The organism is Halochromatium glycolicum, from assembly GCF_016584085.1.
GTDB classification, from domain to species: domain Bacteria; phylum Pseudomonadota; class Gammaproteobacteria; order Chromatiales; family Chromatiaceae; genus Lamprobacter; species Lamprobacter glycolicus.
Genome location: NZ_NRSJ01000013.1, coordinates 29,188 through 42,808, shown reverse-complemented (window position 1 = coordinate 42,808; position 13,621 = coordinate 29,188). Strand labels below are relative to the sequence as shown.

14 protein-coding genes are annotated in these 13,621 nt (G+C 67.6%); all 14 read right to left on the bottom strand.

Features of this window, described 5'->3' with window-relative positions; all coding sequences use genetic code 11:
- Positions 1–14: 14 nt before the first annotated feature.
- The gene (locus CKO40_RS09225; RefSeq protein ID WP_200345917.1) at positions 15–416 is read right to left on the bottom strand and encodes a GPW/gp25 family protein; all 402 of its coding nucleotides are present in this window, start codon (positions 414–416) and stop codon (positions 15–17) included.
- On the bottom strand, positions 413–1,990 hold the full coding sequence (locus CKO40_RS09220; RefSeq protein ID WP_200345916.1) for a hypothetical protein: 1,578 nt from the start codon (positions 1,988–1,990) through the stop codon (positions 413–415). Before CKO40_RS09220 ends, CKO40_RS09225 begins: the two co-directional genes overlap by 4 nt.
- 19 nt (positions 1,991–2,009) lie before the next feature.
- Entirely contained in the window at positions 2,010–2,711 is a 702-nt protein-coding gene (locus CKO40_RS09215; RefSeq protein ID WP_200345915.1) for a phage baseplate assembly protein V, read from the bottom strand.
- Between the two features lie 8 nt (positions 2,712–2,719).
- Positions 2,720–3,808 (bottom strand): phage late control D family protein, encoded by a 1,089-nt coding sequence (locus CKO40_RS09210; RefSeq protein ID WP_200345914.1) that lies wholly within the window; start codon positions 3,806–3,808, stop codon positions 2,720–2,722.
- An 8-nt stretch (positions 3,809–3,816) separates the two neighbouring features.
- Positions 3,817–3,993, bottom strand: a complete 177-nt coding sequence (locus tag CKO40_RS09205) for a hypothetical protein (protein WP_200345913.1) — start codon at positions 3,991–3,993, stop codon at positions 3,817–3,819.
- 150 nt (positions 3,994–4,143) lie between these two features.
- A complete protein-coding gene (locus tag CKO40_RS09200; RefSeq protein ID WP_200345912.1) occupies positions 4,144–4,857 on the bottom strand; it encodes a CIS tube protein in 714 nt (237 codons plus the stop codon).
- Positions 4,858–4,884: 27 nt separating this feature from the next.
- Positions 4,885–5,334: a phage tail protein gene (locus CKO40_RS09195; RefSeq protein ID WP_200345911.1), complete on the bottom strand. Its 450-nt coding sequence runs from the start codon at positions 5,332–5,334 to the stop codon at positions 4,885–4,887.
- Position 5,335: 1 nt separating this feature from the next.
- Entirely contained in the window at positions 5,336–8,203 is a 2,868-nt protein-coding gene (locus tag CKO40_RS09190) for a hypothetical protein (protein WP_200345910.1), read from the bottom strand.
- A 24-nt stretch (positions 8,204–8,227) separates the two neighbouring features.
- On the bottom strand, positions 8,228–8,686 hold the full coding sequence (locus tag CKO40_RS09185) for a phage tail protein (RefSeq protein WP_200345909.1): 459 nt from the start codon (positions 8,684–8,686) through the stop codon (positions 8,228–8,230).
- A gap of 28 nt (positions 8,687–8,714) precedes the next feature.
- Positions 8,715–10,577 (bottom strand): phage tail sheath family protein, encoded by a 1,863-nt coding sequence (locus tag CKO40_RS09180; protein WP_200345908.1) that lies wholly within the window; start codon positions 10,575–10,577, stop codon positions 8,715–8,717.
- Between the two features lie 31 nt (positions 10,578–10,608).
- Positions 10,609–11,538: a hypothetical protein gene (locus tag CKO40_RS09175; protein WP_200345907.1), complete on the bottom strand. Its 930-nt coding sequence runs from the start codon at positions 11,536–11,538 to the stop codon at positions 10,609–10,611.
- Positions 11,535–12,185: a Pvc16 family protein gene (locus CKO40_RS09170; RefSeq protein ID WP_200345906.1), complete on the bottom strand. Its 651-nt coding sequence runs from the start codon at positions 12,183–12,185 to the stop codon at positions 11,535–11,537. The genes CKO40_RS09175 and CKO40_RS09170 overlap by 4 nt, the downstream gene beginning before the upstream one ends.
- Entirely contained in the window at positions 12,178–12,435 is a 258-nt protein-coding gene (locus tag CKO40_RS09165) for a hypothetical protein (RefSeq protein WP_200345905.1), read from the bottom strand. The genes CKO40_RS09170 and CKO40_RS09165 overlap by 8 nt, the downstream gene beginning before the upstream one ends.
- A 277-nt stretch (positions 12,436–12,712) precedes the next feature.
- Complete coding sequence (locus tag CKO40_RS09160; protein WP_200345904.1) at positions 12,713–13,435, bottom strand: HugZ family pyridoxamine 5'-phosphate oxidase; 723 nt, start codon at positions 13,433–13,435, stop codon at positions 12,713–12,715.
- Positions 13,436–13,621: the final 186 nt, after the last annotated feature.

Genomic DNA, 13,621 nt, shown 5'->3' with positions numbered 1-13,621 from the left:
GTGTCTCCTCTCGGTCAGCCGGTCAGCAGCAGACGCAGCTGCAGACGGTCTTCCTCGGCGGTCGCGACGAGGCGGTAGCGGATGCGCACCCGCGCCGCGCGGGCGTCCTCCGGGTCCGCGTCCACCAGGACGCTCTCGACCTGGATGCGCCGCTCCCAGCGTCCCAGGGACTGCACCACCGCCTCCTGGACCAGCCGATGGGTCGCGACCGTGTTGGGCCTGAACAGGAAGCGCCGCAGCCCGCCCCCGAACTGCGGCAGCATCAGCCGCTCCTGGGGCTCGGTCAGCAGGATGACGCGGATGCACTCGCGGATGTTCTCGGGCCCCGCCGAGCGCGCGAGGCGGCCGTCGGCCCCCACTCGAGGAGGGAAGGCCATGCCGCGACCGAAGAGACTGCCCGGGTCCGGGGGATTCATCGGCGCACCGGCAGGCAGATCTGGAAGTACGGCAGCCAGAAGAAGACGATGTTGAGCAGCTGCACGATGATCATCAGCAGGATGAGTGCGCAGATGGTGATGATCGGAATCGAAAAGGAGCAGACGACGCCCAGGTCGAGCGAGGAACTCTTGGAGTCGCCGTCGATGAGTCCCCCCATCCCGGCCTTCTGGGCCCGATCCATCTGGCGGCGCAGTTCCTTCGAGAGCTGGATCGACAGCCCCTTGGGCGACTGGCGTAGCCCCTTCAGAGTTGTGTCCACCGGAATGCGAATGCGGTTTCGGCGCACCGGCGCGTCCGGATCGAAGAAGGACGCCAGCTGGAAGGGACGCGAGGCATGGCTCACCAGGGGCGGCACGAAGACCCCGCAGCGCGGACGCTCGTGGACGCAGCGGATCACATAGGTCGATGGCCCGGTGTCGACGACGGGCGGTGACGCCATCCCGGCGTCCTGCAGGCCGGAGTCGGCTGGCGGCTCCGGCAGTGCCGCGGCGACCAGTGACAAGAGCAGGGGATCGCTCGACGGGGTGGCCTGCCGCAACGCGGCGGCGCTCACATCGGTGACCGAGAGCCCATGCACGAGCAGACTCGGCTCGATGTCGGCGAACGCCTGGGTCAGCACCGCCTGTCGGTGATCCTCGATATCCAACACCAGATCACGCCAGCTTCGCTGTGCCGAGGGCTGAGCGACGAGCTCGTCGTAGAGAGCGCGCTCGGCGCTGGAAAGACCGGTGTACGAATTTTCGACCAGCGCCTGCCAGACGCGGTCGAGCTCGGTCCGCAGATATTCGCCGAGATCCAGCAGGACGAAGGCCAGCGTCTCGCGGGCCTGGATCGCGCCGAAGTCGGTCGGCGGATCGGCGAGCCCCTGCAGGCCCGCGAGGATCTGCGCACGGAACAGAGCGATGCGCGCATCCCCCAGCGGATCGTCGTCGAGCTCGCCATCGCTCGGCGTCGGCTGGAAGGCCGCGCCGCCTTCCTCGTAGACCTCGCGGCTCGCGACCGGGATCAGGCCCATGTAGAGATACCGCACCCGGCCCTCCAGCTCGAAGCGGACCGGGAAGAGCGCTAGACGCTCCTCGCCGCCGGCCGGGATCAGGGGGTCATTCAGGCGCTGCCAGCGGCCCTGCTGCCGGTCGCCGATCCAGGCGTACTCGTCGCCGGCGATTAGCCGGCGCATCAGGAAGCCGGCCCGCTCCTCCCGGGCGGCATCGACCCGCCGCTCGGGCAAACCGGCGCTACGGCAGTTGAGACTGATCGCCACCAGATAGAAGCGGCTGTGCGCCGGCTGATAAAGCTTGATCGGCGTGCCCAGCTCAGGGTTCTGCGCACCGAGCCACCCGGCCGACTCGGCGCGCCAGCTCTCCTGCCGGGCGACATGGCCGGCGAGCTGCGTGGCGTCAGTGTCCAGCAGGGACTGCAGCTCGTCCATGAAGGCATCGCTCGCGAAGCGCAGCAGGGCCGGCGCCTTGAAGCGCTCGCGCGGCGGCCCCGGGTCCGCGAGACTCAGGTCCCAGAGCGGCGAGGCCGTGTGCCATTCGATGCGTGGTTCCATCATCGATCCCCGTGCAGACTCACCAGATGTTTCCCGCGCCAGGCGTGTAGGAGGCGCTCACCACCGAGTTGGTGATCACGGTGTCGGCCTGGACCACACCGCTGAAGCGCGATATCCCAGCGTTCACCGTCACCGAGCCCGCCGAGACCTCGACGGTACTAGCCTGCACCGTGACCTTGGCGGAGGCGCTCAAGGTAATGCCGGAGGACTCTAGGGTGACCGTGTTGCCGTTGCTGTCGCGCAGCTCGACCACGCCCGGGCCGTCGGTGAGCGAGACCTGCTGACCGCCGGGCGTCTCCAGGATCAGACGCTCCTGCCCGCTCGCGTCATCCAGGGTCACCTTCACGCCGTTGCGCGAGCGCAGCGACTTGATGTCGTTGTTGCCCGAGGCATCCATCTGCTCGGGCGGCGTATCCACGCCGTTCCAGAGCCCGCCGATCACGAAGGGCCAGCGGGTGTCGCCGGCCTGGAAGACCACCAGCACCTCGTCGTCCAGGTCCGGGACGAACCAGCTGCCGCGATTGTTGCCGCCCATCAGGGTGGCGAGACGCGCCCAGGCCTCGTAGCCGCCCGAGTCGTCCGGCGACCAGGGCAGACGGATGCGCACCCGCCCCTGCCCCTCCGGATCGTTGAGGTCGGTGACCACCGCCGGATAGACGCCGTAGAAGCGTCCGCCGAGACCGGTGGCGATCCGGGCGTCGCGCTCGCGATCGAGTGCCATGGGCCGGCTCATGCGCCGCCTCCCAGACCGGGGCGCTCGACCTCGAAGTGCGTGCGAAAGCCGTTCTGGCCGTCGAAACTGTGCCTGACCTCGGTGACGCTGTAGACGCCGTCGAAGAGCGCGCCGAGCCCGCCGAGCCGCACCCGGGAGCCGACACGCAGACGGGCGTCCCCTTCGGCCATCGCCTGGCCCCGGACGAAGCGCCGGGCCATGCGGCGAAACTCGGCGCCTGCCAGCGCCTGGGCCTCGGCGCTGGTCAGCGGGGCCTGATGCACGCTGCGCTCGCCATGCTCGCTCAGGGCTGAGCCCAGGAGGCCGGCAGCGCTCTCGCCGCCCTCGAGCTCGGACTGAATGGACTGCGCGTCCGCCGTCTCCTCGATCGCCTCCTTGGCGCTCGGGTCCCAGCCGGCGACCGACCAGCAGCTGCGCTGCCCGGCCAGGTCCGCCCTGACCTGGAGCTCGCGCAGGCCGCGCCCGTAGGTGAGCTCGATCTCGTCTATCTGACGCCGCGCCCTCGCCTGGACGTGCAGACGTCCCTCGGCGATCCAGAGCTCGGCGTCGATGGCGCGGGCGCGCTCGCGCAGGAAGGCGAGATCGGACTGATTGACCTGCGCCAGCACGGCATAGCGCGGACCCTCGATGTCGAGCTCGGTGCCAAGTCCATGGTCGGCGGCGATCGTCTCGATCACCTCCTGATCGTCGACGTCCTCGAAGCTGCGGCTGCGGCGCGTCATGCGCAGAGCCTGCAGCCGGTCCTCGGCCAGGATCGTGATCTCGGGCGGGCGCTTGGCCGGAAAGCGCCCCTCGAGCGCGGTGATGCGCCCAGCGAAGATGGTCTTGGCGGTTCGTCCGGGGCCCATGCGGATGCTGAAGTCCTTGCCGAAGTCGAACAGCTCGCGATCGAAATAGAGGAAGTCCACGCTGCCCCGGCGCGTCCCCCAGTTGCCGAAGCTCGCCTCGCAGCGGTAGAGCCCGTCGGTCGTCTCCTCGACCATCAGCGACAGCACCGCCTCGCGCAGCTCCGGCAGGTCGCGCCCGTCGACCGAGAGAGTCGGCCGGGCCGGATAGAACAGCGGTGTGACGCCGAGATCGGGCATGGCTCCCCCTAATCCGCCCGCAGCCGCAGCTCGCGCTCGAGCTGATGTTTGAGCATCGCCTCGAGATCCGCGGGTGTCAGTGTCGGCGCGGGCGCCGACTGAGGCTCCGCCGGCTCGGGCGTCTCACCCGGCCCGGGCTGGCTGTCGTCCGGCACCACCTCGAATTCATTGATGATCACGGCCATAAGGTTCCTCGCGTTGCCTCTCTCGTTCTCTCGGTCCTAAGCACTGCTTGGGGATGCGGCGCCGAAGCTCTGCTTCGCATCCTCGGCTCGGGAAGCAGAGCTTCGCGGACCAGGCTCCCAAACAGGGCTTGGAAGCCAGGACCCGATCGCTCAGAGCCGCGTATTGAGCGGCGTTCCAGGCGGGATCTGCCTCGGATTGTCGATGTCATTGGCGTCGGCCATCGACTGCCATTGATCCTGCCGACCGCTGCGCGCCATGATGGACTGCGCCGAATCGCCCTGACGCGCCTGGGTCAACGGCTGCGAGCCCGGCGCCGGATTGCCGCCGAAGTTGGGCGAGAACTGCTCGTTGAACTGGAACTGGATCTCCTGTTTCGAGAGGCTGACATTGAGCCCGGCGCGTAGCGGCCGGCCGTCCTCTGAAAAGAACTCCAACGTCTCGTTGATCGAGTCCACGATGCCGTCGAACTTGAAGGAGCCCCAGAGAAAGCGCATGCCCGGCGGGACGAACTTGCCCTCCCCGCGCTCCTCCTTGGGCTGGATGAACTTGACGATCTTCTCGGTGAGCTTGCGCACGTCGTTCTCCTCGCCCTCGGCGTCCTGCTGACCCTCCTGCTCCGGCGGCTGGGGGGCGGTCACGTCGAGCCAGAGGTCGAAGGACAGCTTGGTCGTGCCCTGGCCGACGAACTGAGTAGCCGAGCCGCCGCGCTGGTCGCCGCCCGAGCTCTGATTGGCGTAGCTGACCTTCAGGGTCTCCGGGTTGAACTGCACCGTAACCCTGCGCTCGAGCTCCTGAACCACTTGGTTCTCGTCCCAGGTGATCTCCTGCAGTAGGGCCTTTTCGAGTCGTGCTGGCTGGGGCATGGCTTGGGTCTTCTCGCTTGGGTCTCCTTAGGCGCCCGACTCGGCGAGATGGAGCGTCTCGTAGGCGATCTGCATCTCCTCGATCGCGATCTCGCCGTCCTTGGCGCTCAGCGTGGGCGCCTTGAGCTTGACCGGCAAACAGCCGGTGAGATCGAAGCGCACGTCCGCCCGGCTGCGGTCGGAGGCCAGCATCAGGATGCGGCCCGAGGCGCGCAGCGTCCGGTTGCGCTGCACCTGCTCGAACCAGCGCCACAGGGCGAAATCCGACGTCATACCGCGCTTGAGGCTGAGCTGGCCGTAGCTCACCGGCCCCGCGAGATGGATCTGGCGACCATTGTTGCCGCCCTCGCGGATGGTCTTGGGCTCCATGTTGACCTCCAGACCGTCGCAGTCGGAGAACTCGGCATCGCAGAGGACCTTGCCGGGCTCGGCCTCGATCAGGACCTTGAAGTTGAAGGTGGTGAAGGGGCGGGGCATCTCAGACCTCCTCCAGCGCCAGCCGCTCGGCGCCGGACTGGACCAGACGCACGGTGATGAACTGCAAGGGCTGCGAGGGGGCGACCCGCAGCTCGACCACGAAGCGTCCCGGCTCAAGGCTGCGCGGCGGGTTGACCGAGTCGTCGACCACCACCCGATAGGCCGCAGTCGGTGTGTCGCCGGCGAAGGCGCCGCGCACGTATAGCTGCGAGAGCAGCTGCTCGAAGCGATGCTGCACCAGGTCGCGGAAGTCCTGGCTGTTGGGTTCGAAGACATAGCCCCGACCCTCGCGCAGCGCCAGCCGCCGCAGCAGGATCAGCAGCCGCCGAACGCTGATCTGGCGCAGCTCCGCGCCGGGGGAAAGCGTCTCAGCGTTCAACAGCAGCCAGCCGCGCGGATCGGGACGGATCAGATTGACGCCCAACGCGGTCAGATCCCGCCAGTCGCCCTCGGAGAAACTGGGATCCAGCGCGATCACATGGCGGTAGGCCATGTTGGCGGGCGCGAGCCAGGCGCCCTCATCGACCGCTTGACGCGCCATCTGGCTCAGAATGGCGCCGTCGGGCGGGCCATAGGCGACCAGTCCAGCGCCGGGCGACATGGCGGCCGTCTCGTCGAGCCGCACGCCCGGCCAGGGATGGAAGAGCCCGGCATAGCTCAGGGACGGGCGCTCGCCAAGGCTCAATGGGGGCACGGCGGAGGCCGTCGGCGGCGTAGCGCCCGATGTCCGAGGCAGCAGCTGCCGCAGGTGCTCGCGCACCTGGGCGGCGCGGTAGTGGCGCGGCAGGGAGAGACAGGCCCAGAGATCACCGCGCGCGGCGCAGCAGCGGATCAGTGCGCGGTGGACGTCCAGCAGCACCGAGTCGCCCGAGACCTGCGCCGCATCGAAATCGGAGACAGACTCCAGGGTCACGGTCGCGAGCGCACTCGGCTCGAGCGACACCGAATTGGACCAGGGACCGACCCTGCCAGCGCGCACCCCTCGGACCCGGTAGTACTGCGCGGCATTCAAGGGCAGAGGCCGCTCGAGGCTCGTGTGGGTCCCGGCGTTGACGATGCGTCCGGACTGAAAGCCGAGATCCGAGGCGACCTGAAGCTCGAAGGCATCGGGCGCGTCGAAGTCCGGGTCGACCAGCGACCAGCTCAGCTTGACCCCGGCATCGGGCGGCGAGGCCAGGCGCGTCACCAGCAGCGCGACCTCGTCGATGGGCTGAGCCAGACAGGCGACGAAGTCGACCGCGGGCAGGATGCGCCCGCGCGTGCCCGACCAAGGGCTCGCGACCCCGTCGCGCAGTGCGCGGACGCGGAAGTAGTGGGGTCTCGGACAGTCCGCCGGCAGCTCGATCTCGGCGAGTGCTGGAGGCGGGATCAGCGTCTCGTCGAGACTCAAGGCCCGACCGAAGAGGTCCAGCCTGTTGGGCCGATCCAGCTCGGGCGTGGTGCCGTACTCGAGCCGGTAGGCCGTCGCCCCGGCGATCGCCGACCAGCGGATCAGATAACGCCCGCTTGCATCCGGCCATGCCGGGATGGGCTCCAGCTCGGGCGCCTTCAACGGCTCCGGCAGATCGCGGATGACCCGGCTCCAGCCTAGGTGCACCGCGTCGGGCACAGCGATCAAGGTGATCTCCTCGATCGTCAGCAGGCTGTGCAGACCGCTCAAGGGCTGGTGCAGCAGATAGTAGCGCCGCTCGGCCTCGCCCAGCAGCGCACCGCTGCCCAGACGCTGTAGGCGGTCGTCCAGAAAGAGGTCCGAGCCGTACTCGGCGATGTCCGGCCTCGTCGAGTCTCCCGGCGCGCGATCGAGGGCGTCCAGATCCGCTGCCAGCGCGTCCATGCCCAAGGGCAGCGAGGGCTCGAGCGCACCCTCGGGCCCGGCCAGCGGAAAGCGCGGAAAGCTGGCCTCGGCATGAAGCACTTCGGCACCCCGGTCGGACGACTGGGGGCTGTGCTCGAGATCGCGGGCGAAAAGCGTCGCGTCGTCCGGCAGGTGCTGCCAGGCGCGCGGATGCTCTGGATGGAAGGCCAGGTCGGCGAGACGCCACTTGGTGTCGTCCAGCCGGACGTGCAGACTGAAGCGCAGACGATGGACCGACGGCAGATCCGGTGCCGGCGAGCCGGACTGCCAGAGCTGAAAGTCCACCACGGCCGCCGCCTCGTCGACATGCTCCCAGGTCTCCGGCGCCTCAGGCGGCGAAACGGCGAGCGGCTCGTACCAATAGGCCCGAGCGCCGGTCAGGATGACGCCGACCGAGACCGCCTCGAGCGCATCGACGAACAGGTAGAGCCTCGGCAGCGCATCGCCGAAGTCTAGTTCGAGCAGCTCGCCGGGCGACCAGTCGTCCGGGGCGCGATCGAGCTGGAGGCTGTAGAGCCAGCCACCCTCCCCGTCCGGATCGATCGCGACCGACTGGAGCCCGAGACGCTCGCGCCGCAGCTGGGTATCGACCAGCAGCCCGTCGGCCCAGCGCCCCGGCGAGCGCGCCCGCGCCTTGACGGCGCCCCCCAGTCCGCCGGCCGAGATGACCCCGGCCGGCATCAGGCCGGGCAGGTCGATCTCGCGCACCGGCATGTCGTCAGGCCCGACGCGCACCACCCAGCAGCGTCGTCCGCCGTTGCGGAAGAAGCCGTCCACCGCGCCGCCGAGCAGGGCCGGCTGAGGCACGCCACGCTCGGCGTCCCAGGCGAGTGTCGGATCGGCGCCGAAGAGCTCGCGGAAGCGCCCTCGGTCTTCGACCGCGACCGGCAGGTGCAATGGACCGCTGGACGCGAAGCCGACGAAGGCCGCGATGTCCATCCTCGGCAGCAGGGTCCGGGGCTGGCGCGGCTCGACCTCGAAGACGATGCCGGGCAGTCGGGCGGCGGCGGTCATTCAGGCGGCGCCTCAGTTGAGCTCTCAGTTGAGCTCGATGCGCTCGGCCGAGAGCACCAGCTCCTCGACGGCAAGGTCCGTGCCCTTGCCGTTCAGGCTAGGACCGGTGTACTTCATGGGACGCGAGTTGATCAGGCGCCAGGTCTGGGCGACCGTCTCGCGGTCCTCGCTCATCAGCTTGATGGTGACGTTCTTGAGCGCGATCTGCGAGCCGTTACGCACCTCGTTGAGCCAGTCATAGAGGGTACTCAGCTCGCCGATAACACCGCGCTTGAGGGTGACATCCGGGGTCTTGACGGTGCCGGTGATCTTGGTTGGCTCATTGGTCGCCGCGTTGCCGGCGCGGTACTCGGCGATCGTGATCTCCATCCCCAGGCCCGAGACCTCCTGGAAGCCCGCCTGGGCGCTGTTCTCGTCCAGACCGTCCCAACTGACGCGGAAATTGAACTGGGAGTAGGGTCTATCGAGTCGTTCGGTGGCCATGACTGGGTCGCCCTCCGGTCAGCGGTTTTCAGGAGCGGGCATCGGCGGTCTTCTGCCCGATGCGGAAGATCACGAACTCGGCGGGCCGCAGCGGCGAGACGCCGACCAGGCAGATCAGCCGACCGTTGTCGATGTCGTTCTGGGTCATGGTCGTGCGGTCGCAGCGCACGAAATAGGCCTGCTCCGGCTTGGTGCCCAGGAGATGATTCGAGGTGTACTCGTTGAACAGGAAGTCCGAGACCGTGAGCCGGATGTTCTCCCAAAGCTCGGGTCCGTTCGGTTCGAAGACCGCGAACTGGGTACCCTTCTCGATAGAGCGCTCCAGGAAGGCGAAGTAGCGACGCACGTTGACGTACTTCCACTCGGCGTCGGAGCTGGTGGTGCGCGCGCCCCAAACACGGTAGCCGCGCCCCTCGAAGAAGCGCAGACAATTGATGCCGAGCGGATTCAGCACCTCCTGCTGAGCCTTGTTGATCAGCAGCTCAAAGCCGAGCGTCAGGCGCACGACCTCGTTGGCGGGCGCCTTGTGCACGCCCCGTTCAACGTCGTTGCGCGCGTAGATGCCGGCGACGAAGCCGCTCGGGGGCAGCAGGATCTCGCTCGGGGCCAGGGGGTCATCGGCGAGCGGATTGCTGATCCGCACCCAGGGGTAGTAGAGCGCCGCGCGTGTGCTGTCGATGCCGCCGCGCAGCTCCCGGATCTCGCTCGGCAGCTGACCGCGCAGCGAGTCGAGCACCGCGATCCGATAGCGCATGCGCTCGCAATGCGTGATGAGGGCACCAATCACGCCGCGTCCGACGCTCTCGGCGTTCAGGATCTCGGTCGCCGTCGAGCCGGGCGCGGCCAGGATGGAGATGTCCTCCAGGTCCTCAAAGGCGACCAGGCCGCTCTTAGTGCCGTCGGTGTCCTCTCGACCCTGATAGTCGGCCGTCAGCAGCGGACTGCCGTCGTTGCCGCCCTCGAGTTCGAAGTGCAGGCTGCGGTCGGCGTCCGTCGCCTCGGCATCGTCCAATGCCTGGAGGATGTCTGTTCCGTCGCCGCTCAGAAGCGTGCTTGCGATCTCGAGCCCGGTCTCGAGATCCTGTGGATCGAACACCAAGGGGACATAGAGCGCCGTGGCGCGGCGTTGCGGCTCGACGGCGAGGACCGCACTCAGCGAGCCCGCCTGCCCGGGGTTCAGCGCCAGGTCCTCCCATGCCTGCTCCTGATCGAAGCGGCCGCTGCCTTGGGCTGTGACCGTCACGGTAAGCGGATAGACGGCGGTGACGCTATCCAAGTCCGGCCCGCTCGGGCTCAGGTCCGGGTTCTCCAGCCCAAAGCGGCGCATGCCACCCTCGAGCCGGCTGGTGACCGCGTAGAGCTCGAGCTGGCTGGGCGAGCCACCGCCCAGGTCGACCAGCACCACCTGGGCATCGCGCACACCGCTCAGCGTGGCCGAGCCATCGACCACCCGCCGGACGTTGGGACCGCGCTTGAACAGGAGGGTCACGGCCATGTTGCCGGCTGCACCGGGATAGCGCGCCCGGAATTCATACTCGGGCGGCGAGGCCCCACCCGGCTGCCAACTGGCAACGCCGTCGTCGTCATCGCTCACCGAGTTGAAGACCCGTGCGACATAGAGCCGCTTGCCACCCTCCTCAAAGTAGGCCCGCACCGCCTGCGCCAGATAGTTGGTCTGGCGCTGGGTTCCGCCGCCAAGACTCAGCGCGTCGATGCCGCCGTAGATGCGCTCGAACTCAGTGAAGCTGGTCAGGATCTCGGGCTCACCCCCGGTTGGCCCGAACCTGGCCGGCCCGACGAAGCCCGTGGTGCTGGTACTGACACCCTCGATGGTCTTCTGCCGAAAGCTGGTCTCCTCGACGAAGACGCCGGGCGCGAGATATTCAGGCATGTCCAAATCTCCGCAAGATGGCTCAACAAGGCTATCTGGGCTCGATCAGCAACCGCTGCGCACCCAGCGTCGTTACACTCAATTCACGGCCGTAATCCAGCGCCCCCGACCAGACCTCCGCCAGGCCCGGACTGGCGCCCAGCTCCGGCGACTCCAGCCAGAGATCGGCCAGCGGCTGGGTCAGCAGACTCAGGTAATCGGGCAGCTCGGTGCGCGACAGCGCGACCTGATGGTCTGGGTCGTAGAGCACCCGCAGCTCGAGCGGCCAGCTCTGGCCAAATAGCGACCCCAAGCCGAGCGCCGGCGGCGGAGAGCCCGTGATGTCCTGCGCAATGCCCGGATACGGCAGCCAGACCGCGAAACGGCCCTCGCCATCGCTGAGACCATAGCCCTCCTCACCGCCGACGGAGACCTGGATCAGTGCATGCGCAGCGGGCCGCCCGTTGACCTGGTCGAAGAGCTCGCCGTAGATTCCGGCCATCCAGGACGGGCGCTGACGGGCCACCGTCGAGAGCAGCAGGAAGCCTGGCGGCGCATCCGTCGACGGACTGTAGAGCGTCCTCTGTCTCGGATAGACACCCCGATAGGGCAGGGGCAGATCGACCGCACGCGCCGCGGGCAGATAGCGGCGCTGGTCGTCCTCGACCTGGATCACGAATGGCCGCTGAGGCGGCGGCGAGCTGGTTGCTTCATCGAGGTCGCCCGGGTACTCGAGGTCGCCCGGGTACTCGAGGTCGCCCGGGTACTCGAGGTCGCGTAGACCCGGCAGTCCCTGCAACACATAGATATCGGAGCGAGACCGATAGGCGGTCACCGCGCGGCTGGGCGCGTCGGCGGGCCAAGCCGTCACCCGCAAAGCGTCGCGGATCTGCTCATCGGTCACCGGGTCCCAGAAGCGGATGCCAAGCGGCGTGCAGACGGAGACCGTCTCCAGGACGCTGAAGGCTGCCCTGCCGCTCATGAGGCGTCCTCGTCCATTGCCCTCGGGCTGTATCGAGCTGCCCGCTGCACCCGCTCCTGCACCTCAGCGCCGGAGCCCGAACGCAGGGGCAGCTCGGACTCGAGATGGATCACCCGCGCCACGTAGGGCACCGAGAGCTGATAGACGTTGGGCATCAGCACCTCGTAGATACGCAGCAGGTTCTCGGTGCTTAGCTCCGCTAGGCTCAGCTCGAGCGTCTCGTCGCTGCGGAACACCGTCGGCGCGACCGCCGTCAGTACGCTCGCCGGCAATAGTGAGGAGTCCTCCATCACCCGCATCATCCAGCCCGCCAGCGCGTGCTGCAGCGACGCCTCCCCGGCCCAGACGGTCAAGAGAAAGTGCATCTCCACCGGCAATAGCGTCTGCCGCCGCTGCCCATCGGGCCCGATCCGGCCCGGCGGCAGTCGCTGGGTCCCGTTTGCGAAGATACGATAGAGAAAGAGCGAGACGCCGTTGGTGATGGGCGAGCTGGCGAAGTCGCGAGAGGTGAAAACCCGGAAGTCGAGCTGCAGCTCGGGATCGATCAGCGGGTCCAGCGCATCGGCGAAGTCCGCCGGACGCATGTTGCTGCGTAGCTGGTGGATCACCGCCTCGCTGACCGCCTCGAGCGCACGGATGTTAGCCATCGGCGGAGTCGTCCTCGTTAAGCGAGTAGAGCATCCGCCCGTCGGCCAGCGGCTCACGGTTGACCTTGCCTTGAGCGACGAGGAGGTCTAGCGCCTCCTGGACGCGCTGCTGAGACTCCTCGACCCGATGCCGCGTGATCCACCAACCGGCCACACCTTCCAGGGTGTCGGCGGCCTTCCTGTGCGCGGCGAGATAGCTGGTGATCTCGCCCGCGATCTCGGGGATGCCCTTCTCGGAGTAGTCGCTCACAGATCTCGCAACGCCGTTTGAGGGGATGGCGGGAGATGGAGCAAGCCATGGGCCATATGACGGGACACGACCCAGGCCCATGCGAAACAGGGAGTTAAGAATTTGTAGAAACGCCTGGGTGGGTCTGCTATGACCCAAGCTCAGACTAGCGAAGCAGACGTCGGGACCGTCTCAAAAGACTGCTTCTTTCATGTTCATCAGCCTTTCAAGCAATGTTCACCAGCCTTCAAGCCTGGTGGGTCGCGTCAGACCCATCGAAATGATGACCAGTCAGACGTCAGTCCGGGCCAGCACGTTGGCGCTGAACGGCCATCTCGACCAGAACCTCACGCGCCTCTGCCGGTGAGTTGATCGCGCGGTGCAGCGGAACGCGTCGCAGACGCTCTGCAACCCGAAGATCGATGCCTTCGGCGTCGATCCCGACCATGGTGACATCCTGCTCGCTCGCAACGCCGTCGAGTCGCGCCAGGTATCGGCGCAGCGCATCGGTATGATCTTGGTTCATGTGCGCGATGATCCGACGCTGTGATTCGAGGCTCAGCGGGTTGGCGCGAACGATGCGGTCGTTGCTGAACCAACGCGCGGTGGCAAAGCCGCCGTTCCAATGGAAGCGAAGCGGGGTGAAGCGGTAGAAGCGGAAACCGAGCTGCTCAAGATAGTCGCGCGTGTGTGGAAAGTAGCGAAAGTAGCGCTCGGCATCGGCCTCTGCACCGGCTGGTGCGACATCGCCAACAGCGCTCAGGCGGCCGCGTTGCTGGACATCGCCCTCGCGCTCTTCGACCACCGTCAGTCCGCAGCGGCTGTCGGCATCGAGATTCCTGGTGTGTTGCGAGAGCGGGCTCAACAGGAGCAGCGGCAGCCCCTCCTGGTCCAGGACGTAGGGCACGACCGAGCCAAACGGGTAGCCGGTCAGCTCCTGGGAATGGGTCGAGAGCAGGCCATGGAAGGTGCCGGCAAGCACCTGGCGAGCCCGATCGGCCTGTTTGTCACCACCGTTCATCAGGCAGGCGCTTCCGCTCGCAGGATGGCCTCGACATCCGCCTCAGTCACCGGCAAGGTCAGCACCGCATGAAGCCGAAACCGTTCGGCGAGCCGCGGGACATTCGGAGGCGATTGGATACCAGTTAAGGCTACCAGAGCCGCCTTGCCGATTAGCGACATAGCAAAACTCAGTGAACCGCTCAGA

Excerpts from the sequence above, each read along its gene's own strand:
- CKO40_RS09180 (WP_200345908.1), bottom strand. The coding sequence starts at position 10,577 with ATGCCTGAATATCTCGCGCCCGGCGTCTTCGTCGAGGAGACCAGCTTT.
- CKO40_RS09205 (WP_200345913.1), bottom strand. The coding sequence starts at position 3,993 with ATGGCCGTGATCATCAATGAATTCGAGGTGGTGCCGGACGACAGCCAG.
- CKO40_RS09190 (WP_200345910.1), bottom strand. The coding sequence starts at position 8,203 with ATGACCGCCGCCGCCCGACTGCCCGGCATCGTCTTCGAGGTCGAGCCG.
- CKO40_RS09170 (WP_200345906.1), bottom strand. The coding sequence starts at position 12,185 with ATGGCTAACATCCGTGCGCTCGAGGCGGTCAGCGAGGCGGTGATCCAC.
- CKO40_RS09210 (WP_200345914.1), bottom strand. The coding sequence starts at position 3,808 with ATGCCCGATCTCGGCGTCACACCGCTGTTCTATCCGGCCCGGCCGACT.
- CKO40_RS09175 (WP_200345907.1), bottom strand. The coding sequence starts at position 11,538 with ATGAGCGGCAGGGCAGCCTTCAGCGTCCTGGAGACGGTCTCCGTCTGC.
- CKO40_RS09200 (WP_200345912.1), bottom strand. The coding sequence starts at position 4,857 with ATGCCCCAGCCAGCACGACTCGAAAAGGCCCTACTGCAGGAGATCACC.
- CKO40_RS09160 (WP_200345904.1), bottom strand. The coding sequence starts at position 13,435 with ATGAACGGTGGTGACAAACAGGCCGATCGGGCTCGCCAGGTGCTTGCC.
- CKO40_RS09185 (WP_200345909.1), bottom strand. The coding sequence starts at position 8,686 with ATGGCCACCGAACGACTCGATAGACCCTACTCCCAGTTCAATTTCCGC.
- CKO40_RS09215 (WP_200345915.1), bottom strand. The coding sequence starts at position 2,711 with ATGGCACTCGATCGCGAGCGCGACGCCCGGATCGCCACCGGTCTCGGC.
- CKO40_RS09220 (WP_200345916.1), bottom strand. The coding sequence starts at position 1,990 with ATGGAACCACGCATCGAATGGCACACGGCCTCGCCGCTCTGGGACCTG.
- CKO40_RS09225 (WP_200345917.1), bottom strand. The coding sequence starts at position 416 with ATGAATCCCCCGGACCCGGGCAGTCTCTTCGGTCGCGGCATGGCCTTC.
- CKO40_RS09195 (WP_200345911.1), bottom strand. The coding sequence starts at position 5,334 with ATGCCCCGCCCCTTCACCACCTTCAACTTCAAGGTCCTGATCGAGGCC.